This is a genomic window from Vogesella sp. EB, from assembly GCF_001037925.1.
GTDB classification, from domain to species: domain Bacteria; phylum Pseudomonadota; class Gammaproteobacteria; order Burkholderiales; family Chromobacteriaceae; genus Vogesella; species Vogesella indigofera.
This window is the reverse complement of sequence record NZ_LFDT01000006.1, coordinates 1-24463: the sequence shown is the minus strand read 5'-3', so window position 1 is coordinate 24463 and position 24463 is coordinate 1. Positions and strand designations below refer to the sequence as shown.

The 24463-nt window shown below is 62.8% G+C and carries 21 protein-coding genes and 1 pseudogene; 16 read left to right on the top strand and 6 right to left on the bottom strand.

Features of this window, described 5'->3' with window-relative positions:
• Position 1: 1 nt before the first annotated feature.
• The 13 genes from ACG97_RS05155 to nagZ all read left to right on the top strand — a co-directional run bounded on the left by ACG97_RS05155 (position 2) and on the right by nagZ (position 10280).
• Positions 2–475: a SoxR reducing system RseC family protein gene (locus ACG97_RS05155; protein ID WP_047966277.1), complete on the top strand. Its 474-nt coding sequence runs from the start codon at positions 2–4 to the stop codon at positions 473–475.
• Positions 457–1872 carry a DegQ family serine endoprotease gene (locus tag ACG97_RS05150; protein WP_047966276.1) on the top strand — a complete coding sequence of 472 codons (1416 nt, stop codon included), beginning with the start codon at positions 457–459 and terminating at the stop codon, positions 1870–1872. Before ACG97_RS05155 ends, ACG97_RS05150 begins: the two co-directional genes overlap by 19 nt.
• Positions 1869–2123 (top strand): glutaredoxin family protein, encoded by a 255-nt coding sequence (locus ACG97_RS05145; protein ID WP_047966275.1) that lies wholly within the window; start codon positions 1869–1871, stop codon positions 2121–2123. Before ACG97_RS05150 ends, ACG97_RS05145 begins: the two co-directional genes overlap by 4 nt.
• Positions 2124–2186: 63 nt before the next feature.
• Positions 2187–3980 (top strand): translation elongation factor 4, encoded by a 1794-nt coding sequence (gene lepA, locus ACG97_RS05140; RefSeq protein WP_047966274.1) that lies wholly within the window; start codon positions 2187–2189, stop codon positions 3978–3980.
• Positions 3981–4943, top strand: coding sequence for a signal peptidase I (gene lepB, locus ACG97_RS05135; protein WP_047966273.1), 963 nt, complete (start codon positions 3981–3983; stop codon positions 4941–4943).
• A 20-nt stretch (positions 4944–4963) separates the two neighbouring features.
• A complete protein-coding gene (locus tag ACG97_RS05130; protein WP_047966272.1) occupies positions 4964–5332 on the top strand; it encodes a DUF4845 domain-containing protein in 369 nt (122 codons plus the stop codon).
• Positions 5333–5337: 5 nt separating this feature from the next.
• On the top strand, positions 5338–6042 hold the full coding sequence (rnc, locus tag ACG97_RS05125) for a ribonuclease III (protein ID WP_053068071.1): 705 nt from the start codon (positions 5338–5340) through the stop codon (positions 6040–6042).
• Positions 6043–6045: 3 nt separating this feature from the next.
• Positions 6046–6936 (top strand): GTPase Era, encoded by an 891-nt coding sequence (gene era / locus ACG97_RS05120; RefSeq protein WP_047966271.1) that lies wholly within the window; start codon positions 6046–6048, stop codon positions 6934–6936.
• Between the two features lie 21 nt (positions 6937–6957).
• Entirely contained in the window at positions 6958–7314 is a 357-nt protein-coding gene (locus ACG97_RS17975; RefSeq protein ID WP_047966270.1) for an antibiotic biosynthesis monooxygenase, read from the top strand.
• On the top strand, positions 7295–8023 hold the full coding sequence (gene recO / locus ACG97_RS05110) for a DNA repair protein RecO (protein ID WP_047966269.1): 729 nt from the start codon (positions 7295–7297) through the stop codon (positions 8021–8023). The genes ACG97_RS17975 and recO overlap by 20 nt, the downstream gene beginning before the upstream one ends.
• Before the next feature lie 25 nt (positions 8024–8048).
• Complete coding sequence (gene pdxJ / locus ACG97_RS05105) at positions 8049–8783, top strand: pyridoxine 5'-phosphate synthase (protein WP_047966268.1); 735 nt, start codon at positions 8049–8051, stop codon at positions 8781–8783.
• Positions 8783–9178, top strand: a complete 396-nt coding sequence (gene acpS, locus ACG97_RS05100) for a holo-ACP synthase (RefSeq protein WP_047966267.1) — start codon at positions 8783–8785, stop codon at positions 9176–9178. Before pdxJ ends, acpS begins: the two co-directional genes overlap by 1 nt.
• Positions 9179–9191: 13 nt before the next feature.
• Positions 9192–10280 (top strand): beta-N-acetylhexosaminidase, encoded by a 1089-nt coding sequence (gene nagZ / locus ACG97_RS05095; protein ID WP_047966266.1) that lies wholly within the window; start codon positions 9192–9194, stop codon positions 10278–10280.
• 120 nt (positions 10281–10400) lie between these two features.
• Here the strand turns inward: nagZ and ACG97_RS05090 are convergent, their stop codons facing one another.
• The 5 genes and pseudogenes from ACG97_RS05090 to dinG form a co-directional block, all read right to left on the bottom strand.
• Positions 10401–12068, bottom strand: a complete 1668-nt coding sequence (locus ACG97_RS05090; RefSeq protein ID WP_047966265.1) for a SulP family inorganic anion transporter — start codon at positions 12066–12068, stop codon at positions 10401–10403.
• Between the two features lie 114 nt (positions 12069–12182).
• Complete coding sequence (locus ACG97_RS05085) at positions 12183–13649, bottom strand: hypothetical protein (RefSeq protein WP_156167945.1); 1467 nt, start codon at positions 13647–13649, stop codon at positions 12183–12185.
• A 176-nt stretch (positions 13650–13825) separates the two neighbouring features.
• Complete coding sequence (gene map, locus ACG97_RS05080; RefSeq protein WP_047966263.1) at positions 13826–14623, bottom strand: type I methionyl aminopeptidase; 798 nt, start codon at positions 14621–14623, stop codon at positions 13826–13828.
• A gap of 118 nt (positions 14624–14741) precedes the next feature.
• Positions 14742–15029, bottom strand: a pseudogene (locus ACG97_RS05075) (DUF3579 domain-containing protein); the annotation flags it as partial.
• A 180-nt stretch (positions 15030–15209) separates the two neighbouring features.
• Complete coding sequence (gene dinG / locus ACG97_RS05070) at positions 15210–17342, bottom strand: ATP-dependent DNA helicase DinG (RefSeq protein WP_047966261.1); 2133 nt, start codon at positions 17340–17342, stop codon at positions 15210–15212.
• Positions 17343–17484: 142 nt separating this feature from the next.
• On the opposite strand from dinG, the gene ACG97_RS05065 reads away from it, so the two are divergent.
• The 3 genes from ACG97_RS05065 to ACG97_RS05055 all read left to right on the top strand — a co-directional run bounded on the left by ACG97_RS05065 (position 17485) and on the right by ACG97_RS05055 (position 21937).
• Positions 17485–19452 (top strand): aminotransferase class I/II-fold pyridoxal phosphate-dependent enzyme, encoded by a 1968-nt coding sequence (locus ACG97_RS05065; protein WP_047966260.1) that lies wholly within the window; start codon positions 17485–17487, stop codon positions 19450–19452.
• Positions 19453–19755: 303 nt separating this feature from the next.
• Entirely contained in the window at positions 19756–20679 is a 924-nt protein-coding gene (gene argF / locus ACG97_RS05060) for an ornithine carbamoyltransferase (RefSeq protein WP_047966259.1), read from the top strand.
• A 37-nt stretch (positions 20680–20716) separates the two neighbouring features.
• Positions 20717–21937 (top strand): argininosuccinate synthase, encoded by a 1221-nt coding sequence (locus ACG97_RS05055; protein ID WP_047966258.1) that lies wholly within the window; start codon positions 20717–20719, stop codon positions 21935–21937.
• A gap of 452 nt (positions 21938–22389) precedes the next feature.
• Here ACG97_RS05055 and ACG97_RS05050 read toward each other — a convergent pair whose 3' ends face one another.
• On the bottom strand, positions 22390–23823 hold the full coding sequence (locus tag ACG97_RS05050) for an IS1182 family transposase (protein ID WP_047966257.1): 1434 nt from the start codon (positions 23821–23823) through the stop codon (positions 22390–22392).
• Positions 23824–24463 lie beyond the last annotated feature (640 nt).

Sequence of the window (24463 nt, the reverse complement as noted above, 5' to 3'; positions counted from 1 at the left end):
CATGCTGGAAACCGAAGCCCAGGTGGTGTCCCTTCATGGCGGCGAAGCCATGGTGCGGCCAACCCCGCATTCCCCGTGCGGGCAGTGCGATCCGGTGCACGGCTGCCGTTCGCTGTCGCTCGCGCGGATGTTTGTGCTGCGCGAGCCGCTGTTCCGCGTGCGCAACCCGTCCGCGGCCGGTGTCGGCGACAAGGTGATCGTTGCCGTGCACGAGCGCGCGCTGCTGGTGTCGACTGCCCTGTTGTACTGCCTGCCCTTGCTGGCGCTGCTGGCGGGGGCGGTGCTGGGGCGGGCGCTGGGCGAGTTGTCGTCGGTGCTCTTGGCTTTTTCCCTGTTTGCCCTGACCTTGTGGTGGGTCAAACGCTATGCCGCAGTCGTGACCGCCCGGCAGTTCTTCATGCCCAGCATCGTGCGCCGGGTCGATCCGTCACTGATCATTCAGGAGAAAACAGAAACATGCCGTTCAAGAAACTGATCCTGTGTTCTGCCATGTTGGCCGCATTGGGTGCCACGGCGCCCGCGCTGGCTGCGCCGCAGGTGCTGCCCGACTTTACCCAGCTGGTCGAGCAGCACGGGCGCGCGGTGGTGAATATCCGTACCGTGCAGACAGTGCGTGAGATGGTGCGCCAGATTCCGGAGGGGATGCAGAACGATCCGTTTGCCGAGTTCTTCCGCCGTTTTGCGCCGCCGCAGCTGCGTGAATACCGCACCGGTGGTCTCGGCTCCGGCTTCATCCTGTCGGCGGATGGCTACATCCTGACCAATGCCCACGTGGTGGCCGAGGCGGACGAGATGATCGTCACTCTCAGCGACAAGCGCGAGCTGAAGGCGCGCCTGATCGGCTCGGATGCGCGTACCGATGTCGCGCTGCTGAAGGTCGATGCGGCCAACCTGCCGACGGTAAAACTCGGCAGGTCGGAAAAACTGAAGGTCGGTGAGTGGGTGCTGGCAATCGGCTCGCCCTTCGGTTTCGAGAGCACGGTGACTTCAGGCATCGTCTCGGCCAAGGGGCGCCAGCTGCCGGACGAGAGCTATGTACCGTTCATCCAGACCGATGCCGCGATCAATCCCGGTAACTCCGGTGGCCCGCTGTTCAATCTGGACGGCGAGGTGGTCGGTATCAATTCGCAGATCTACAGCCGTTCCGGTGGCTTCATGGGCATTTCCTTCGCCATTCCGATCGATGTCGCGCTGAATGTCGCCGAACAGCTGAAAAAGGACGGCAAGGTCAACCGCAGCCGCCTTGGGGTCAGTATCCAGGAGCTGACGCGCGAACTGGCCGCCTCGTTCGGCTTGAAAGAGCCGCAGGGCGCACTGATCAACTCGGTGGAGAAGGGCGGTCCGGCGGAGCTGGCCGGCCTGCGTGCCGGCGACGTGGTGCTGAGCGTCAACCGCGACAGTGTGCAGGCCTCGGCCGATCTGCCGCGGCTGATTGGCGCGATCAAGCCGGGCTCGCGCGTGGAGCTGGGCGTGTGGCGTAACCGTGCGCTGTCACGGGTGACGGTGTTGACCGTCGCGCTGCAGGAAGAGGATCCACGTACCGTCGACCGGGCCTACCATGGTCACCAGCAGCAGGATGGTGACGCGATGAACCGCACCGGCCTGTCGGTGCAGTTGCTGGCGCCGCAGCTGGCGCAGCAGCTGGGCGTCAAGTTCGGTCTGCAGGTGCGCCAGGTCGAGGGGCCGGCGCAACGGGCCGGCATCGTGGTCGGTGACGTGATCATCGGTGTTGCCGGTAGCGAGCTTACCAGCGTCAAGCAGCTGCAGGATGCCATCGCGGCGACGCCGGCGGGGCAGGCGCTGCCGATGCGCCTGTTGCGACAAGGTAATCCGCTGTTCGTGGCGCTGGTGCCGGAGAAAAAAACGCAATGAGGCAGCTGACACTCTATTTCCGCGAATACTGCAGCCTGTGTCACGACATGCTGGCGCAGCTGCAGCCGCTGCAGCAGCAATACGGCTTTGCGCTGGACGTCGTCGATGTCGATGCCGACCCGCTGCTGGAGGAAAAGTACAACGAGCTGGTGCCGGTATTGATGGAAGGGGCGACCGAAATCTGCCACTGGCATCTCGACCTGCCGCGACTGCTTGCACGATTGGCTGCACAGCCAGGCGAAATCGGCTAAAATCCGCGCCAGTGTGAGTTATCAAGGGCACAAACCAGTGCCCTTAATTTTTGCTGGATTCTGATGAAAAATATCCGAAATTTCTCGATCATTGCCCATATTGACCATGGCAAATCGACCTTGGCCGACCGCTTTATCCAGTATTGCGGTGGCTTGGACATGCGTGAAATGAGTGCGCAGGTGCTCGATTCGATGGACATCGAAAAAGAGCGCGGCATTACCATCAAGGCGCAAACCGCCGCGCTGACCTACAAGGCGCGTGATGGCCAGGTCTACAACCTGAACCTGATCGACACCCCGGGACACGTTGACTTCAGCTACGAAGTCAGCCGTTCGCTGTCGGCGTGCGAAGGCGCGCTGCTGGTGGTCGATGCCTCGCAAGGTGTCGAGGCCCAGACCGTGGCCAACTGCTACACCGCCATCGAACTGGGCGTGGAAGTGGTGCCGGTACTGAACAAGATCGACCTGCCGGCGGCCGATCCCGACCGCATCGCGCAGGAAATCGAGGACATCATCGGCATCGAGGCGGTGGACGCGGTGCGTGCCTCGGCCAAATCCGGCATCGGCATCGAGGACATCCTCGAAACCGTGGTCAGCAAGATTCCGCCGCCGGAAGGCAATCCGGACGGCCCGCTGAAGGCGCTGATCATCGACTCGTGGTTCGACAACTACGTTGGCGTGGTGATGCTGGTGCGCGTGATTGACGGCCAGCTGAAGCCGAAAGACAAGATCAAGTTCATGGCCACCCAGGCCGAACACCTGTGCGAACAGGTCGGCGTGTTCACGCCGAAGTCGGTGCAGCGCCCGAGCCTGAACGCTGGTGAAGTGGGCTTTGTCATCGCCGGTATCAAGGAACTGAAATCGGCCAAGGTCGGCGACACCATCACTCTGGTGAACAAGCCGGCGGATGCGCCGTTGCCGGGCTTCAAGGAAGTACAGTCGCAGGTGTTTGCCGGCCTGTACCCGGTGGAAAGCCACGACTACGAGTCGCTGCGCGATGCGCTGGAAAAACTGCAGCTGAACGATGCCTCGCTCAAGTACGAGCCGGAAGTGTCGCAGGCGCTGGGCTTCGGCTTCCGTTGCGGCTTCCTCGGCCTGCTGCACCTGGAAATCGTGCAGGAACGTCTCGAACGCGAGTTCGACATGGACCTGATCACCACCGCGCCGACGGTGATCTACGAAGTGGTGATGAAGGACGGCACCATCAGCGAGGTGTCCAACCCGTCGAAGATGCCGGAAGCGGGCAAGTACGAAGAACTGCGCGAGCCGATCATCACCGCCACCATTCTGGTGCCGCAGGACTATGTCGGCTCGGTGATGACGCTGTGTAACCAGAAGCGCGGCGTGCAGCGCAATATGCAGTACATGGGCCGTCAGGTGATGCTGACCTACGATCTGCCGATGAATGAAGTGGTGATGGATTTCTTCGACAAGCTGAAGTCCACCAGCCGCGGCTATGCCTCGCTGGACTACGAGTTCAAGGAATTCCAGGCCTCGGATCTGGTGAAGCTGGACGTGCTGGTCAACAGCGAAAAAGTCGATGCACTGAGCCTGATCGTGCACCGTGCCACCAGCGTGTACCGTGGCCGCGAGCTGGTGTCGAAGATGCGTGAGCTGATTCCGCGCCAGATGTTCGACATCGCGGTGCAGGCGGCCATCGGCGGCCACATCATCTCCCGTGAAACGGTGAAGGCACTGCGCAAAAACGTGCTGGCCAAGTGCTACGGTGGCGACATTACCCGTAAGAAAAAGCTGCTGGAAAAGCAGAAGGCCGGTAAGAAGCGGATGAAGCAGGTCGGCAACGTGGAGATTCCACAGGAAGCCTTCCTCGCGATCTTGCAAGTTGGGGACAAATAAATGGGGGCAAACCTGTTCTGGGTATGGATGGTGCTGCTGGCGGTCGGCGTGATGCTGATCGCGTTTGGCGGCAAGCGTGATGACGGTACCCACGCTTCATCCATCGAGTGGGGATATCTGGCGATTCTGGGCGGGGCTTTCGGCCTGCTCTCCGACCACATGAGCTTCACCGCGGTGATGCTGCTGGTGGTGGTGGTGACCGGTGGCGTGTGGCTGTTCGACAAGCTGGTGCTGGCCAAGCGCCGGCAGCCGGGCGTGGTGGTGCCGCACTACATCGACTTCCCGCGCGGCTTCTTCCCGGTGATCGCGGTGGTGTTCCTGCTGCGTGCCTTCGTGGTGGAGCCATTCCAGATCCCTTCCAGCTCGATGCGCCCGGGACTGGTGGTCGGCGACTTCATTCTGGTCAACAAGTTCGGCTACGGCCTGCGCGTGCCGGTGCTGAACAAGGTGTTCGTGCCGGTCGGCACGGTCGAGCATGGTGACGTGGTGGTGTTTACCTATCCTGAAAACGAGAAGGTCAGCTTCATCAAGCGCGCCATCGGTTTACCGGGTGACACGGTGGAATACCGCAACAAGCAGCTGTCGGTGAACGGCAAGCCGCTGCCGCGCCTGAGCGTCGGCGAGCACAGCTATCTGGAACAGGGCTTGATGTTGGTGCAGAACCAGCGCTATACCGAAACCCTGGGCAAGGTCAGCTACGATACGCTGGTCATTCCGGAGGCGCCGGTTTATAACCCGGCCGGTGTGCGTTCCTTCGCGCTGCGCGAAAATTGCGAGTACCGTGATGATGGCTTCAGCTGCAAGGTGCCGCAGGGACACTATTTCATGATGGGTGATAACCGCGACAACAGCGAAGACAGCCGCTACTGGGGCTTTGTCGAGGACCGCTTGCTGGTGGGCAAGGCGTTCCTGATCTGGCTGAATCTTGGTGACTTCTCGCGTATTGGCAAATCCATCCATTAATCCGGGTGCAGGAGCATGATATGAAGCAGCAACGTGGTTTTTCCCTGTTGGTGGTGCTGGCGCTGGCCATCGTGTTGTCGGTGGTGCTGCTGGCCTTCTTCAAGCTGCTGCCGGTGTATACCGAATATTTTGCGATCAAGAAGACGATCGACGAAATGGTGGTGACCCCGGGTAAAACCGAAGGTGAATTGCGCCGCGAATTCAGGGACCGCACCACGGTGCACGGCATTGTCTCGATCAAGCCGGAAGACCTGCTGATCCTGACGACACCGACCGCGGTCGGCATCGGCGTGCGTTATCGCCGCGAAGTGCCCCTGGTTGACCATCTCGGCCTGATCCTTTCTTTTGAACATGAGGCAGGTACCCCTGTCCTGGAATCGAATCCCTAAACATAGTGAATCAGTCTGATCAACGTTTCCGGCGCCTGTGTACGGCGCTGGATTATTCTTTTAGCCGCTTCGAATTGCTGCGTCAGGCGGTAACCCATCGCAGCTTTGGCGCGCCGAACAACGAACGTTTCGAGTTCGTTGGCGACAGCATTCTCAACTACACCGTCGCCAAGATGCTGTTCGATCACTTTCCGAAACTGTCGGAGGGCGAGCTGTCGCGCTTGCGGGCCAACCTGGTGAACCAGAGCACGCTGGCCGAGATCGCGCAGCAGCTGAAGCTGGGCGATTACCTGTACCTGGGCGAGGGCGAGCTGAAGAGCGGCGGTTTCAACCGGCCGTCGATCCTGGCCGATGCGGTGGAGGCCATCTTTGCCGCGATCAGCTTCGATACCGACTTCATGGCGGCGGAGCGTGTAGTGCGCCGCCTGTACCAGGAGCGCGTGGTCGCCATCGACCCCAGCAAGCACGCCAAGGATGCCAAGACCCGGCTGCAGGAGGCGCTGCAAGCGCGCCGGCTGTCACTGCCGCGTTACAGCATCCTGTCGCAGAGCGGCGAAGCGCACGAGCAGAGCTTCCGCGTGCAGTGCGATCTGGCCGAGCTGAGCATCATTACCACCGGTGACGGCATCAGCCGTCGCGGGGCAGAGCAGCAGGCGGCCGATGCTGCGCTGCTGCTGCTTGAACAACACTTTGCCGCAGGCAAGAAATAAGCCATGACCGATACCGATTTCCGCTGTGGCTTTGTCGCCATCGTTGGCCGCCCCAATGTGGGCAAATCCACGCTGATGAACCATCTCATCGGCCAGAAGATCAGCATTACCTCGAAAAAGGCGCAGACCACGCGCCACCGCGTCAACGGCATCCATACCGAGCCGAATGCGCAGTTCGTGTTCGTTGATACCCCCGGCTTCCAGACCTTTCACAAGGGCGCGCTCAATGCCACGCTGAACCAGTCGGTGAAGGACACCCTGGGCAGCGTCGATTGCGTGCTGTTCGTGCTGGAGGCGATGCGGCTGTCCAACGCCGACCGCGAGGTGATGGCGCTGCTGCCGAAGAACACGCCGGTAATCCTGGTGCTGAACAAGGTCGACAAGGCCAAGGACAGCCTGATGCTGAACGCCTTCATCCAGCAGGTGCGCGAAGAGTTCGAGTTTGCCGATGCCGAGGTGGTCAGTGCCAAGCACGGCCAGCGTCTGGCCGAGCTGCTGGACAAGGTGCGGCCGCACCTGCCGGCCTCGGTGCCGCTGTACCCGGAAGACATGATCACCGACAAGAGCCAGCGCTTCCTCGCCGCCGAGATCGTGCGCGAGAAGCTGTTCCGCTACCTGGGTGAAGAGCTGCCGTACGAGATGAACGTGGAAGTCGAGGCGTTCGAGGTCGACGGTCACATGTTCCGTATCCACGTCGCCATCCTGGTGGACAAGGAAGGGCAGAAGCCGATCGTGATCGGCCGTGGCGGCGAGAAACTGAAGAAGATTTCCACCGAGGCCCGCCTCGACATGGAGCAGCTGTTTGACTGCAAGGTGTTCCTCGAGGTGTGGGTGAAGGTGAAATCCGGCTGGGCCGACGACGTGCGCTTCCTGCGCGACTTCGGCCTGAACTGAGACTGAGCAAAGGTTGGCCGCATGTTTGCCCGTACCCCGACACCGCCCTACTGGGCGGTGATTTTTAGCAGCCAGCGCAGCGCTGTCGAGCAGGGCTACGCCGACATGGGCGAGCGCATGGTCGAGCTGGCGGCCGAGCAGCCCGGCTTTCTCGGCGTGGAAAGCGTGCGCGATGCCGACGGTTTCGGCATCACCGTGTCGTACTGGGACAGCGAGGAGGCCATCGCGGCGTGGAAGGCCAATAGCGAGCATCAGTTGGCGCAGCGGCAGGGCTTTGCGCAGTGGTACGCCGGCTTCGAGCTGCGCGTGGCACAGGTTGGCCGCGTGCACAGCTGGCGCAAGCCGCAGGCAGGGACGGATGCAGCAGGGCAGGGTTGATCGCCAGCCGGCCTACGTGCTGCACACCCAGCCCTACCGCGAGACCAGTCTGCTGGTGGAAGTGCTGACCCGCGATTACGGCCGTTTCACGCTGGTGGCGCGCGGTGCGCGGCGGCCCCGTTCCGATCTGCGCGGACTGTTGCTGCCGTTCCAGCCGCTGCAGCTGGCCTGGTTCGGCAAGGGTGAATTGCGCACCCTGCACACCGCCGACTGGCGCGGCGGCGTGCCACAGTTTGCCGGCGCGCGGCTGGTGACCGGTTTCTATCTCAACGAGCTGGTGCTGCGCCTGGCGGCCCGCGACGACCCGTCGCCGGCGCTGTTCAAACTGTACGATCGCGCGGTACGCAGCCTGGTCGACCATGCGCTGACCGCCACCGTGCTGCGCCGCTTCGAGCTGGCGCTGCTGGAAGAGCTGGGCTACGCGCCGGCGCTGACGCAGGATCATCTGGCGCAGGCCATCGCACCGCAGGCGCGCTACCTGTGCCGCTTCGGCGCCGCGCCGGAGCTGATCGACGGCGAACAGGCGCCACGCGGTGCGGCCAACGTCAGCGGCGCCACCTTGCTGGCGCTGGCCGCCGCCGATTTCGAGCTGCCGCAAACCCGGCGCGAAGCGCGCCTGCTGTTGCGGCTGTTGCTGGATGAATTGCTGGGCCCGGAGCCGCTGGCTTCGCGCGAACTGCTGACTACCCTCTACGCGCTGTCCGACTGACGGCGCGCCTTGCCGGAGATACAGAATGATACTGCTAGGTGTAAACATCGATCATGTAGCGACGCTGCGCCAGGCGCGCGGTACCCGTTTCCCGAGCCCGATCGAAGCGGCGCTGGTGGCCGAATCCAGCGGTGCCGACCTGATCACGCTGCATCTGCGTGAAGACCGCCGCCATATCCAGGACCACGATGTCGACACCATGCGCCGCGTGATCAAGACGCGCATGAACCTGGAAATGGCGCTGACCGACGAGATGCTGGCCAACGCGCTGCGCGTGCAGCCGGAAGACGTGTGCCTGGTGCCGGAAAAGCGCGAGGAAGTGACCACCGAGGGCGGCCTCGACGTGATCCGCTACTTCGACCAGGTGCGCGACTTCACCCGCCAGCTGACGGCAGCCGGCAGCCGGGTGTCGATCTTCATCGACCCGGACCGCGAGCAGATCCAGGCCGCGTTCGATGCCGGTGCCCGCGTGATCGAGCTGCACACCGGCGCCTACGCCCACGCCGATTTCAAGCATGACGAGCAGCAGGCCGAGCTGGCACGCATCCGCGAGGCGGCGGTGTTCGGCAGCCATCTCGGCATGGTGGTCAACGCCGGCCACGGCCTCAACTACCACAACGTGAAACCGATTGCCGCGATCGAGGAGATCGCCGAGCTGAACATCGGCCACGCGCTGGTCAGCCATGCGCTGTTTGTCGGCTTTGCCGAGGCCGTGCGCCAGATGAAGGCGCTGATGATCGAAGGTCGTCAGGGGCTGTAATGATTTACGGCATCGGCACCGACATGGCGCGCATCGAGCGCTTCGATGCGCTGCTGGCACGGCATGGTCTGCGTTGCGGCCAACGTTTGCTGGCCGAGTCCGAGCGGGCCGAGCTCGCGCAGGCGAAACAGCCGGCGCGCTTTCTTGCCAAGCGCTTCGCCGCCAAGGAGGCGCTGGGCAAGGCGCTGGGTACCGGCGTGCGTGCGCCGGTGCTGCTGACCGCGATCGCCGTGGTGCACGATGCGCTGGGCAAGCCGATGTTTGCCTTTTCCGATCCGCTGCAGGCTTTCCTGCACCAGCGTGGCATCTGCGCGGTGCACCTGTCGATCAGCGATGAACAACAACACGCGTTCGCTTTCGTGGTCTGCGAAAGCGCGCTTGCGGCCAACCCTTGATGGCGTCCATTCCATGAACAAGCTTCCCCTGCAACTGCCTCGCGGCCCGGTGATGATCGACGTCGCGGCCTTTACCCTGACCGATGCCGAGCGCGAGCGCCTGTGCCACCCGCTGGTCGGCGGCGTGATCCTGTTCCGTCGCAATTTCCAGAACATCGAACAACTGCAGGCGCTGACCGCCGAGATCCGCGCGCTGCGCGAGCCGCAGCTGCTGATCGCCGTCGATCACGAAGGCGGCCGTGTGCAGCGCTTCATCGACAGTTTCACCCGCCTGCCGCCGATGCGGGTGCTGGGCGAGGCGTGGGATGTCAATGCCGACAAGGCGGCGGAATTGACGCGCCAGGTCGGCTACGTGCTGGCCGCCGAACTGCGTGCCTGTGGCATCGACCTCAGCTTCACCCCGGTGCTGGATCTGGACTGGGGGCAGTGCGCGGTGATCGGCAACCGCAGCTTCCATCGCGACCCGCAAGTGGTGACCGCGCTGGCGCTGGCGTTGCAGCAGGGCCTGGCCGGCGGTGGCATGGCCACCTGCGGCAAGCATTTCCCCGGTCACGGTTTCGTCGAGGGCGACAGTCATCACGTGATCCCGGTTGATGAGCGCTCGCTGGCGCAACTGCAGGCCGACGATCTGCAACCGTTTGCGCAGCTGGCGGCGGCAGGCATGGCCTCGGTGATGCCGGCGCACGTGGTCTATCCGGCGGTGGATTCGCAGCCGGCCGGCTTCTCGCGGCGCTGGCTGCAGGACATCCTGCGCGGCGAGCTGGGCTTCGATGGCGTGATCTTCTCCGACGACCTGACGATGGAAGGCGCCGCCGGTGTCGGCAATATCGTCGAGCGTGCCCGTGCCGCCTTCGACGCCGGCTGTGACATGGCGCTGGTGTGCAACCGTCCGGATCTGGCCGACCAGTTGCTGGCCGAGCTGGCCGATCCGCAACTGCCAGGGTTGGCCGCACGGTTGCAGAAGATGGCCGGGCAGGGCGCGCAGGTGGACTGGCAGGCGCTACTGGCTACAGACAGCTTCGCGCAGGCGCGCGCGGCGGTGCAGCAGCTGAGCATGCCCAAGGATGCGCTGGCCGGGCCGGCGGTGGGCGAGGCCTGCTGAGTCGGGACGGGGTTAACCCGTTCGCGGTATGCGACAAGGGCAGCCGGCTGGCTGCCCTTTTTCGCGTCCGCGCCGCAAGGCGCTCGGCATACGGTGAGTCATTAAGCCATCGCGGTAGGCTCAGGCCCACACCACGCCGGCGGTGAGCACTTCTTCCGCGTGCTGCAGCGCGGTGGTCAGATCGGGCTGGATGTTGCGGTTGCCCATCTCGCGGGCGAGACGCGCCTGTTTCAGCATCTGCATCACCTCGGTGCCGGCGCCGCACAGGATCAGGGTGCGCCCCTGTGCCTTCAGGTGCCGGTTCAGCGCCGACAGCGCCAGCAGGCCGGTGGTGTCCAGCATCACCAGCCGGTGCAGTTGCAGGATGATGACCCGCGCCTCAGGATGGGCGTTGGCGATGGCCTCGATGCGGTCGGTGGCGCCGAAGAACAACGCGCCCTCGATGCGGTAGGCGATGCAGCCGTCGGGGATGTGCTTGCCGGCGATGGAGTGGCGTTCGTACAGCTGCTGATGTTCGGCTCTCAGTTCCTGCACGCTGGTGCTGCCGGCCATGCGCTGGATGAAGAACACCGCCGCCATCATCAGCCCGATCTGCACTGCGATGGTGAGGTCGAAGATGACCGTCAGCGCGAACGTCACCACCAGCACCAGCGTGTCGCGCTTCGGAAACTGCGCCGCCTTGCGGATGTCCCAGTCGCCCATCTTGATGGCGACCGCGATCAGGATGGCGGCCAGCACCGCCAGCGGGATGTAGGCCGCCAGCGGCGCCGCGATCAGTATCACCAGCAGCAGGAACAGCGCATGCACGATGCCGGAAACCGGCGTCTTGCCGCCGTTGTTGATGTTGGTGGCGGTGCGGGCGATGGCGCCGGTGGCGGGAATGCCGCCGAAGAACGGCACCACCATGTTGGCGATGCCCTGCGCGATCAGCTCCTGGTTGGCGTCGTGCTTGTCACCGGTCAGGTTGTCGGCGACCACGGCACACAGCAGCGACTCAATGGCGCCGAGCAGCGCGATGGTGAAGGCCGGGGCCAGCAGGTCGGACAGGTGTTCCGGGTCGAAGGCCAGGCCGTGCAGCTCGGGTAGCCCTTGCGGAATGCCGCCGAACTTGCTGCCGATGGTGGCCAGCGGCAGCGAGAACAGGCTGACGGTCAGCGTGGCCAGCACCAGCGCCACGAACGGCCCCGGCAGCGTCCGGTTCAGTGATTTCGGCCACAGCAGGATCAGCAGCAGTGAGGCGGCGGAGACGGCCAGCGTCAGCGGGTCGAATTGATTGATGGTGTGGCGCAGGAGGTCGACGACGGCGAAGAAGCCGCTGGGCATGCTGCCGATCGGCAGGCCGAAGAAATCCTTCAGTTGGGTGAGCAGGATCAGCACCGCGATGCCGTTGGTGAAGCCGGTAATCAGCGGCATCGGGAAGAACTTGATCACCTGCCCCAGTCGCAGCAGCCCCATCAGCACCAGCATCACCCCGGCCATGAAGGTGCAGATGATCAGGTTGGCGATGCCGTATTTGACCACGATGCCGTAGATGATGACGATGAAGGCGCCGGTCGGGCCGCTGACCGAGGTCTTGCTGCCGCCGAGCAGCGAGGTCAGGAAGCCGGCGATGACGGCGGTAAAGATGCCGGCCTGTGGCGGCACGCCACTGGCAATGGCAAACGCCATCGCCAGTGGCAGCGCGACGATGCCGACGGTAATGCCGGCCATCAGGTCCTGGCGCAAGGTGGCCTTGTCGTAGCGGCGCAGGGTATGCAGCAGGGCGGGGTGGAAGCGGACGGTGGCCATGGGGCGCTCTGGGCGACAGTTGGAGAGCTACAGACTAGTAAAATCCCCATTGCTGCTCAAGGGTTTTATGCAAACGCTGCGCCGAAAGCGGCAAGGCCTTGCCGCCGGAATGGCTCAGTGACGTTCGGCGCGGACGTTGATCAGCTGGTAGTAGGCGGTCTGCAGCAGTAGGCGGGTGGCCTTGACCGGCAGCACGCCCTGCGGCTGGTGGATCTCGAACTGGCGCAGCGCCTGGTACGGCTTGCCGTACATCACCAGCACGTCCTGCGGGTTGAGGCGGGCATTGGCAGCCAGCCGGATCGCGTTTTGCGCCTGTTCGGTGGCGTAGGTGACCACCGGCTTCACCTGGATCGCTTCCGGGTTCTTGCCGACGATCTCGATGCCGCATTCGGTGTCGCCGCACGGGCTGTGGCGGTTGATCCAGCGCACCACGCCGAGGAAAGGGTCACGGCCGGGACGGCGGATCAGCACCAGTTCGCCACTGCGCAGTGGCATGGTCGGCAGTTGGCCGCGCAGCAGGTAGCCGCTGGCGCTCATATTGCACACCTGCATCTGCGCCACTGGCGGTGGTGTATCGTCGCTGTCGGCTTGCAGTGCCTGCCAGCAGTGGTCGAGGGTGGCGTGCAGCTGCACGAACTCTTCGCTCTTGCTGTGCAGGCGCAGGTAGCGCCGCTGCGGCGGATAGACCAGTTCCTGGCGCAGTTTCAGGATCAGCTGCTGCTCCAGCTGTGCCGCGGCATCCAGTTGCGGGGTGGCTTGGCTTTTTTCTTCCCAGCTCTGCAGCACGCGGTGCACGCCGAGCAGCAGCTGGGCATGTTCCTGCCCCGGTTTGCCGCGGATGCTGCTGTGGCGCGGCGCGGCATCGCGCGCCAGGTCGACGATGAAGCCGTTGCCGTCCACTGCCGATGCCAGCGGCAGCAGCTGGGCATGCTTGCCGCCTTCGCGCACCAGCCGCACCAGGCGCTCGATGCGCGCCGGATCCAGCCGGTTGCTGGCGGTGACGCCGAGCAGCAGCAGCTGGCGGTACAGCGCGCCGAGGGTGTCGTTCTTGCCTGCGGCTGTTTTGCTTTCCCAGCCGCCATCCAGCAGGTAGCGGTACAGGCGGTGGCAATCCTGCCAGAAACCGGGGGGCAGGCTGCTGTAGCCGAGCGCATGGGTGCGCAGCACCTCGATGGCACAGCCGAGGCAGTCGGCGCAGGCGTCGATCTTGCTTTTGTTGCTGCTGAAAAAGCCGCTGCGGCCCGCTTCCTGCTGCAGTCCCCGTTTTGCCTGGTGCAGCAGGCTGGCGGCAAGCGCCTGGGCGAGCACCATGGCGAACAGTGCCTGCTGTGGCTGCGAGGCATCCAGACGGCGGGCCAGCTCCAGCAGTGCCGGCAGCAGGCTGTCGGCCTGGGCTTGCTGTGCCGGCAGCAGGGGCGTGCTGTTGCCGGTCAAGGCGGCATGCAGCTCGCGCAGCAGGGCCTCGGCGGCGGCAAGGGTCTGCCGTGCGCCGTGCTCGCGGGCGTGCTCGCCGCTGGCACGCATCAGGTCGGCAAATTCGACTGCTTCGGCCAGATCGATGGCCATGACGAGGGTCAGCACATTCAACGCACTAGCTTGGGAGGTGGGGAGGGGGCGTGCTCGGGGCGCGCCGGCTGCAGGGCATTGTGCCTGCTTAGTGGCGGAAGAAAAGGGGGGTCGGTCGCTTTTTGGCGGGAATGTGCATATTCACGCAAAAGGCCGGACATTCAGCCCGGCCTCGTTAACGCTGCTGCAGCTTATTTCCACACCGGTTTCGGCGGGGTGCCGTCGGAGGTGGTCATGATTTCGTAGCCGGTTTCGGTGACCAGCACGGTGTGCTCCCACTGCGCCGACAGGCTGCGGTCCTTGGTGACCACGGTCCAGCCATCGGCCAGCAGGCGCAGGTGGCGCTTGCCCTGGTTGATCATCGGCTCGATGGTGAAAATCATGCCGGCCTTCAGTTCCATGCCGGTGCCCGGCTGGCCGTAGTGCAGCACTTGCGGCTCTTCGTGGAACTTGGTGCCGATGCCGTGGCCGCAGAATTCCTGCACCACGCTGTAGCCGGCGCCTTCGGCGTGGCGCTGGATGGCGTTGCCGATGTCACCGAGGCGGGCGCCCGGCTTGACCTTCTCGATACCCTTCCACATGCACTCGTAGGTGACCTTGCACAGGCGGCGCGCAAAGTCACTGACCTGGCCGACGTAGTACATGCGGCTGTTGTCGCCGTGGTAGCCATCCTTGATCACGGTGATGTCCATGTTGAGGATGTCGCCGCTTTTCAGCGGCTTGTCGTCGGGGATGCCGTGGCAGATCACGTGGTTGATCGAGGTGCAGATCGATTTCGGATACGGAATGCCGCCATCCGGCGCGTAGTTCAGCGGCGCCGGGATGGTGCCCTGCACATTGACCATGTAGTCGTGGCAGAGCTGGTTCAGTTCGTTGGTGGTGACGCCGGGTTTGACGAAGGGCGTGATGTAGTCGAGCACTTCCGCAGCGAGCCGTCCGGCAACGCGCATTTTTTCGATATCTTGCTGGCTTTTGATCAGTGTGGACATGCGTTCATCGCTTGATGGGTTCAAGCCGTCATGATAGCAAACATCACGTTAGCGGACGACCCGCGCCGTCTGCCTGCGTGCTGCCAGCATGTCAGGCCAGAAACTGGTTCGGGTAGATTTCGTCGATCAGGGTGCGGCAATCCACGATGCGCAGGTCGTTGTCCTTGGCAAAATCCATCAGGAAGCGGAATACCTGTGGCTGGTTTTTTTCCAGCTTCTTGTCCACTGCGACGCAGCGGACGTTGTCCAGCATCATCGGGCGTACAAACTGGTGATAGGCCAGCTTCTGGTCGTCGCCAAACGACGAGAGGATGCCGGCGAGACGTTCGGCCCAGTCGCTGGGACGGAACGTGCGGCCTTCGGATGTCAGGCCTTGGATAACGATTTCGTATGGATTACAGATCATGGCTTAACCGGGCGCGTTCTTTTGAGTGGGTGTGGTCTCTTGCCCTGTGCTGAATTGTTATGTGGCAGAGCAAACTGTTCTGCGATGTCAGTCACGGTTCGGGTTTACCCTCCATTCTACCGTAAAACCGGGTGGGCATCATCCTGCGCGGTGGCGGCAGGATGGCGGCTTTCCCCAATGTCAAATCCGGCGGAATGGTGGCAGGGCGGCCAGCAGGCGTTTGCCATAGTTCTGGCGCACGATGCGGGTGTCAAGAATGGTGACGCGGCCATAGTCCTGTTCGGTACGGATCAGGCGGCCGACGGCCTGGATCAGCTTGATCGAGGCCTCCGGCACCGTCAGCTCCACGAAGGGGTTGCCGCCGCGTTTTTCGATCCAGCGCGACAGGGTGCGGCCGACCGGATCATCCGGCATCGCGAACGGCAGCTTGGCGATGATCACGTGTACGCAGGCTTCGCCCGGCAGATCCAGTCCCTCGGAAAACGAGTCCAGCCCGAACAGCACGCTGGCGTGGCCGGCCTGCAGTGCGTCGCGGTGGTTCTGCAGCAGCACCGCCTTGGGTAGCTCGCCCTGCATCTGCACCCGTTCGCGCAGGTTGGCCGCAAGCCCTTCCGCCACTTCCTGCATCTGCTTGCGCGAGGTGAACAGCACCAGCGTGCCGACCGCCTCGTTGAGGTCGACCAGCTTGGGCAGCCAGTCGATGATTTCGCGGGTGTGACCGGCGGGGTCTTTCGGGGTGCTGAGCAGCGGCGGCACGTACAGCTCGCCCTGTTCGCTGAAGTTGAACGGCGAATCCAGCGCCACCGTCTGCACCTGCTCCAGCCACTTGAGGCCGGTCTGAGACAGTAGCAGGTCGAAGCTGCCCAGCGAGCGCAGCGTGGCCGAGGTCAGCACCGCGCCGGCGGCACGGCGCCACAGCGTGGCGGCGAGGCTGCCGGCCGCGCTTACCGGCGAGGCGGAGAACAGGTAGTCGCCCTTGCCGTCGGCGCGGCGGGTCACCCACTTGGCGATCGGCGGCGCGTTTTCTTCCGGCTCCTTCTCGAACAGGTCCCACAGCGCCATCAGCTGTTCGCACTTGCCGACCATGAAGCCGACATCGGAGCTGGTCTTGTCGATCAGCAGCGTCTCCTGCTGCTTGTCCTTGCGCAACTGGCCGAGGCCGTCGCTCATGCCGGTCAGGTTTTTGTACAGCATGCGCGCCGACAGCGCCATGTTGGCCGCCGGGATCTTCATCGATTCCGGCAACACGCCGTCCTCGACCAGCCACGACGGCTCCAGATTGTCGCTGCTGGCTTCCAGCGACGGCTCGGTCTGCAGTAGCCACAGCCATTCGGTGAGGCTTTCCATGCAGGCCGCCGCCGCCTCGCAGGCGTTGCTGGCCAGCTCCGGCTTGTCGATCAGGCTTTCGACGCGGGTCGCCAGCGGCGTGATCTTGTCCAGCCACGCCATCGCCTGCGCCAGACTGTGCTCGGCGGCGAACTGGTTGACGGCCTTCTTGGCCAGGTGGTGCGCCTCGTCGATGCAGTAAAAGCTGTTTTCCGGCGCCGGCAGGATCACGCCGCCGCCCATCGCCACGTCGGCCAGCATCAGGTCGTGGTTGGCGACCACGATGTCGACGGTTTCCAGCGTTTCGCGCGCCAGATAGAACGGGCACTCCGGACGGTTGGGGCAGCCGGCTTTCAGGCAGCCGTGGCGATCGTTGGTGACGCGGCGCCACAGCTCGTCGTTGATCATTTCCGGCCAGCTGTCGCGGTCGCCGTTCCACTTGCGGTAGTAGAAGGCGTCGGCCAGCTGGCGCAGCGCCTCGATCTCGCCCTGTTCCGGCTTGCGCTCCCACAGCGCCAGCGCCGGATCCTGTGCGATCAGCTCGCCCTGCGCGTTGTCGGCGGTGAGCTGGTACAGGCGGTACGGGCACAGGTAACGACCGCGGCCCTTGGCCAGCGCGAAGGTGGCCGGCAGGCCGCTTTTCTCGATGGCGAACGGCAGGTCGCGATTGACCAGCTGTTCCTGCAGCGCGATGGTGGCGCTGGTGACCACCAGCTTCTTGCCGCGCGACTTGGCCATCACGCCGCCGGCCAGCAGGTAGGCCAGGCTCTTGCCGACGCCGGTCGGGCCTTCGATCACGGCGATGCTCTCGCCGTTGCGCTCCGGCGCGTCGTCGCTGTCCTCGGCCTTGCTCAGGGTGCTGCCAAAGGCGTTGGCGACGGTGGCCAGCATTTGTCTCTGGGCGGCGCGCGGGCGGAAGCCCGGCAGGTTGTCGGCAATGGCGCGATAGTACTCGCGCAGGGAATCTTTTTCGGCGTCGGTCAGCATCCGCGCATTGTAGCGGATTGGCCGCACGCCTGCTTTGCCGCGTCGCCGGCGCGGGCGTCTGGCATCGCCGCTGCACGCCGCTTAGCAGCCTGTCATCGGGGCGGCTAGACTGGGAACACGGCCGGCGCCGCAGGAGAAAACCATGACACCAGTAAGCCGGGTCTTGATCGTCAGCAACGACGCACGCTGGCAGGCCAGCGTGCTGGCGGGGCTGAACGCGGCTGCCGCCAGACTGCACAATCCGCTGGGCCTGTGCTTCGCCGGCGTCGCCTGCAGCAGCGACGCGCTGGCGCAGGTGGCGCACGACGGCGAGCTGCAGTTCGTGCTGCTGGACAAGGGCATGAAGGAGCAGGGGCTGACGCAGCCGGCGGTGGAGCTGGCCAACCAGATTTCCGCGCTGCGGCCGGAGTTGTCGCTGTACATCCTGCTGCAGGACGACGATGAAAAGGTGCTGATGGAGACGCTGGCCAGCCACGCGGTGGACGGCTACTTCTACCGCGACGAGCAGGATTTTCACGGCTGGTTCCGCATCCTCGCCGCCGAACTGGCCGAGAAGTCGGCGACGCCGTTCTACGACCGCCTCAAGCTGTACGTCAGCATGGCCAAGGACTCATGGCACACCCCCGGTCACTCCGGCGGCGACTCGTTCAAGAACAGCCCGTGGGTCGGCGATTTCTACGATTTCGTTGGCGAGGAAATGCTGCGTGCCGACCTGTCGGTGTCGGTGCCGATGCTGGATTCGCTACTGCACCCGACCGGGGTGATCGCCGACGCGCAAACGTTGGCCGCAAAGGCGTTCGGCGCGCGCAAGACCTATTTCGCCACCAACGGCACCTCCACCTCCAACAAGGTGATCTTCCAGACGCTGCTGGCGCCGGGCGACAAGCTGCTGCTGGACCGCAACTGTCACAAATCGGTGCACCACGGCGTGATCCTGTCCGGCGCGCTGCCGCTGTATCTCGACTCCTCGGTCAACCGCCACTACGGCATCTTCGGGCCGGTGCCCAAGCAGGTGATCTTCGACGCCATTGCAGCCCACCCTGATGCGCGGGTGCTGATCCTGACTTCCTGCACCTACGACGGCCTGCGCTACGACCTGCCGCCCATCATCGCCGCCGCCCACGCCGCCGGCATCAAGGTGGTGGTCGACGAGGCCTGGTACGGCCACGCCCGGTTTCACCATGCGCTGCGGCCAACGGCGCTGGAGTCCGGTGCCGACTATGTCACGCAAAGCACGCACAAGGTGCTGTCGGCGTTCTCGCAGGCGAGCATGATCCACGTCAACGACCCGGCTTTCGACGAGCACCTGTTCCGCGAAAACTTCAATATGCACGCCTCGACCAGCCCGCAGTACAACCTGATCGCCAGCCTCGACGTGGCGCGCAAGCAGGCGGTGACCGAGGGCTTCCGCCTGCTCGATCGCGCGCTGAAGCTGGCGCAGGAGTTGCGGCAGAAGATCAACTCCACCGGCGCCTTCCGCGTGCTGGAGCTGGAAGACCTGCTGCCGCAGAGCGTGTGCGGTGACGGCATCCGGCTGGACCCGACCAAGCTGACGGTGGACATCTCGCAAGCCGGCTACAGTGCCGACGAGTTGCAGCGCGCGCTGTTCGAGCGCTTCAATATCCAGTTCGAGAAGTCCACCTTCAATACCATCACCCTGTTGCTGACGGTGGGTACCACGCGCAGCAAGGTGTCGCGACTGTTCGATGCGCTGCTGCGACTGGCCAAGGAGCAGCGCCCGCCGCGACTGCTGGGGCGGATGCCGGAGATCCCCGGCTTTACCCACCTGGCCTGCCTGCCACGCGATGCCTTCTACGAAACGGGCGAACGCCTGCCGCTGTTCGACGACGAGGGACGGGCCAATCCACAGCTGACCGGTCGCGTCTGTTGCGACCAGATCGTGCCCTATCCGCCGGGCATTCCGGTGCTGGTGCCGGGACAGGTGATCGACGACGGCATCATCGCCTATCTGGCGCGGCTGTTGAAAACGCAGAAGCGCATCGAGATGCATGGTCTGGACGAGGAGGGCGGCGAGTACCGGGTGCGGGTGCTGACGGCGGCGGAACTGGCGGCGTTGCCGGGACAGGCTAGTGCAGTGGCGCGGGAATGAGCGCCCGCGCCGTCGTGTTGATTATGCTAAACACCGGAAAATGCCTAGCACGATGATTCATATCGGTTTTTTTGAAAAATTGCGTGCGGACGCTGGCGCGTAAATGCCACACAGACTTGTCACCAGATTGGATTTCGGATACATATAACCATGTCGCAATTCTGTAAAACATGAAATGGACATGGGCAGATATTGCGACAATCCGAGCCAGGCAACGCCAGTTTGCGTGTAGTAATGTGCCACTGCGCATGAAAACGCCACGTTTTCACGCTGCCGTGGCATTCATTTTTTCCGGAATTCAACATGACCAAAACCAGACATTTTTTACAATTCAGTGACCTGACAGCCGAAGAGTGCCAGCACATCTTCCACCGAGCACAGGTTCTGAAGCGACGACATGTCTCTGGCGAGCTGTACCGTCCGCTGCTGGGCAAGGTCATGACCATGATTTTCGAGAAGAATTCCACGCGCACCCGCGTGTCGTTCGAGGCCGGCATGTCACAGCTGGGCGGCCACGCCATGTTCCTCGACGGCAAGAGCTCGCAGATCGGCCGCGGCGAACCGGTGGAAGACACCGCGCGCGTGCTGTCGCGCATGAGCGACATCATCATGATCCGCACCTTCGAGCAGAACATGGTGGAAACGCTGGCCGCCAACTCGCGCGTGCCGGTGATCAACGGCCTGACCAACGAATACCATCCGTGCCAGATTCTGGCTGACATCCTGACCTATATTGAACACCGTGGTGACATCCGCGGCAAAACCGTGGCCTGGATCGGCGATGGCAACAACATGAGCCGAACCTGGCTGCAGGCGGCCAAGCTGCTGGGTTTCAAGCTGCAGATCGCCACCCCGGCCGGTTACGAGCTGACGGTGCTGGATGGCCAAGACTACGGCGCGGACTGCTTCGCGGCGTCGCACGACCCGCTGGCCGCCGCGCGCGGCGCCGATCTGGTGACCACCGACGTGTTCACCAGCATGGGCTACGAGGGCGAGGCCGAGGCGCGCCGCCAGGCATTTGACGGTTTCATGGTCACCAGCGAGCTGATGGCCGCGGCCAACCCTGACGCGCTGTTCATGCACTGCCTGCCGGCGCACCGCGGCGAAGAGGTGGCTGCTGCTGTCATTGACGGCCCGCAAAGCGTAGTATGGGACGAGGCAGAAAACCGCATGCACGCACAAAAAGCCCTGATTGAATACTTGATGCTGGGTCGTATTGACGACTGATCCGGCGGCAACCCAAGCGTATCTGAAAGAGAAAACGATGTCTGATATCAACAAAGTCGTACTTGCCTATTCCGGCGGCCTCGATACTTCGGTGATCCTGAAGTGGCTGCAAGACACCTACCAGTGCGAAGTGGTGACCTTCACCGCCGACCTGGGCCAGGGCGAAGAACTGGAACCGGCACGCCAGAAGGCGCTGCAGTTCGGCATCAAGCCGGAAAACATCTTCATCGACGACCTGCGCGAAGAATTCGTGCGCGACTTCGTGTTCCCGATGTTCCGTGCCAACACCGTGTACGAAGGCGAGTACCTGCTGGGTACCTCCATCGCCCGTCCGCTGATCGCCAAGCGCCAGATCGAGATCGCCAACCTGACCGGCGCCGACGCGGTATCGCACGGTGCGACCGGCAAGGGTAACGACCAGGTGCGTTTCGAGCTGGGCTACTATGGCCTGAAGCCGGACGTGAAAGTGATCGCGCCGTGGCGCGAGTGGGACCTGCTGTCCCGCGAAAAACTGCTGGCCTACGCCGAGAAGAACGGCATCCCGGTCGACATGAAGCACAAGAACGGTGGAGCGCCTTACTCGATGGACGCCAACCTGCTGCACATCTCCTTCGAAGGCCGTCACCTGGAAAACCCGTCGGCCGAGGCCGAGGAGTCGATGTGGCGCTGGAGCGTGTCGCCGGAAGCGGCACCGGATGCACCGGAATACCTGGACGTCGAGTTCGAGCGCGGCGACATCGTGGCGCTGAACGGCGTGCGCCTGAAGGCGCACGAAGTGCTGGCCAAGCTGAACGAGCTGGGCGGCAAGCACGGCATCGGCCGTCTTGATCTGGTGGAAAACCGCTACGTCGGCATGAAGTCGCGCGGCTGCTACGAAACCCCGGGCGGCACCATCATCCTCAAGGCGCACCGCGCCATCGAGTCGATCACCCTGGACCGCGAAGTGGCGCACCTGAAGGACGACCTGATGCCACGCTACGCCAGCATGATCTACAACGGCTACTGGTGGGCACCGGAGCGCAAGGCGCTGCAGACCCTGATCGACTACACCCAGCAGAGCGTCAACGGCTGGGTGCGTCTGAAGCTGTACAAGGGCAACGTGATCGTGGTCAGCCGCGACTCGAAGACCAACTCGCTGTTCGACATGAACATCGCGACCTTCGACGACGACGGCGGTGCCTACAACCAGGCCGACGCCGGCGGCTTCATCAAGCTGAACGCACTGCGCATGCGCATTGCCGGCCGCATGAACAAGTAAGCCGGACTGATCTGGCTCATGAAACCGCACCTCTTCGGGTGCGGTTTTTTATTGCCGCTTTTATAATCTGCGGCCAACCTTACCGATCCGTATGCAGGGGGACAGCATGATCTGTGTACCAGCTTTTTTTACTCAAAGAAATTACATTTCAGCTTAAGACATATGGCTTTATTGGAGCGGGAGGGGGTAGGCTGTTTGTGTTTAACAAATAAGCAGGGGCAGTGCGTAGTGCTACCTTTCCAAGCCTCAAACACGTCAGGTGCCCATGCCTGCAACCGACCGCTTCGGTCGACGATTGGCCCCCTCCCCATGGTGGACATGGCTGCAGATCGGCGAGGCTGTGTGGAAACGCAGCACCGGTTAATGCCAAAGTGGTTCGCACCACCTCTTGCCGGGTTATCCAGTTCGGTCTCAGTGCGAACAAGGCTATTTAGATGAGTAAAAGGCTCCCTTCAGGCCTTTACTGCCGCCATTAACCCTGCAAATCCTATGATCTTCATGACTCGCTTCAAGTTGTAGGCAAGTACGTGCAAGCTCATCTCGGTGCTGACATGTTCCGGGGTACGTGTCAGGAAGTGCGTCGCCCCCATCCAGTCTTTCAATGTCCCGAAGGGATGCTCCACAGTCTGCCGCCGTAGTTTCATCGCACCAGGCTGGATATCCAGTCGCCTTTGCATGGTTTCCAATGTGGCTTCGTGCTCCCATCGATTGACACGTCGATAATCACTTGGCGTACACTTTTCTTTGATCGGGCAACGCGGGCAGTCTGAGCCCCAGTAACGATTGATCTGCAGGCCAGACTTAATCCGGGCAAATCGCCATTTCAAGCGACTGCCTGCCGGGCAGACGTATTCGCCAGCGACCGGATCAAACACGAAGTCCTCTTTGTCGAAGCGCCCTTCGGCCTTCGCGCCAGAGGTCATCGGTTTTGATACCAGCGCAGTAATGCCGGCCTCTTCACACTTTTGAATTTCTTCGCCTTTAAAGTAGCCACGATCTGCAATGGCTTGCATGCCCAAGACATCCAGTGCCGACTGCGCTTGTATGGCCATTTTGGCCAGTTGGCTGCGATCACTGCCGCTATTGGTAACTTCATGGGTAACGATGAGATGGTGCCGAGTATCGACAGCGGTCTGCACGTTATATCCCACCAGTCCACGGTTGGTACTGGTTGCCATGGCGCGGGAGTCTGGGTCGGTCAAAGAAATCTGCGCAGAGGGCTCTTGCTCTAACTGCGCCTGGATCCGCTGCAGTCTTTCCATGCTCTTTTTCAGAGTGGCCATCTTTTGCTGAATTCGCGCGGTTCGCGCTTCCGCTATCTCTGAAGGCTGGCGATCTGCGGTTTCCAGTGCACTGAGATAACGCGCAATGCAGTGATCAATTTCCTGCATCCGCTTCTCCAGTTTGCCACGCGTGAAGTTGCGGTCGTGAGCATTTACCGCCTTGAACTTGCTGCCATCAATGGCGACGACAGCGTGCGTGAATAGCTTCAGCTCCCGGCACAGCACAACGAACTGCTTGCAGACATTGCGGATACCGGTGCCATTGTCTCGTCGAAAGTCGGCAAGCGTTTTAAAGTCGGGTGCAAGCCGTCCCAGTAGCCACATCAGCTCAATGTTGTGCAGAGCCTCCCGTTCGAGGCGGCGACTGGATGGAGTCCGGTTGAGGTAACCGTAGATGTACAGCTTGAGCAAGATGGCTGGATGGTAAGACGGCCGCCCCGTGGCTTTGGGATCGACGCCGGCAAAGCCAAGCCCGCGCAGATCGAGTTGCTCGACAAAGGCATCCACGATGCGCACCGGGTTGTCTTCACAGACATAGTCATCAAGCAGCGCTGGCAAAAGTGCGGCCTGCGACCTATTCTTTCCTTGAACGAACCGTGTCATTGCGCAACCCTCGGCATGCCATTAGGAACATCATAGACACGAAGACGTTTTCACACGGCCTCCGGCCAAAACAGCCATTCAGACACCAAGTGAACAATGACTGGTTGTTGCTACCAAGTGGTCATTCAATGCCCTGTGACTACGAGCCCATGGAGTGGTGTTAACTCCAACTCCAGCTATCCCGCTATTGGGGAAAAAATTTGACCTACCCTTGTCGATTACCAATTCCCATACTGTCTTTATGACCTGCGTATCGGTCACCCACGTCAAGAATTCGATCAGGATGGTGTTATGAGAGACTCATGGTGCAAACCGGTTCGGGTTCGAACCGGCAATATCGTTAGCGGTGGGGCTGCCCGCAATGTGCGGATTGCCGCGTTGGGGGGCATGGGTGAGATTATTGAAGAAGTTGCCAGATCGGCCGTCGAGCAGGGGTTGGCTCGTGCCGATACAGCGGTTCGCAAGCGACTTCTTCGCGTGGTCAGAGGTGCGAGAAGTATGCCTGCAGATGCCGATTCCCCCATAGCCCCGGTTAGCCGGGGTTTATATTTGGTTCTTATATGAACGCGCCCCGTCTTGCTAGGTAAGATGGGCCTTCAGGAAGTCCTGCCAGTCGTAACTACTGGACTGACTCCCTTGG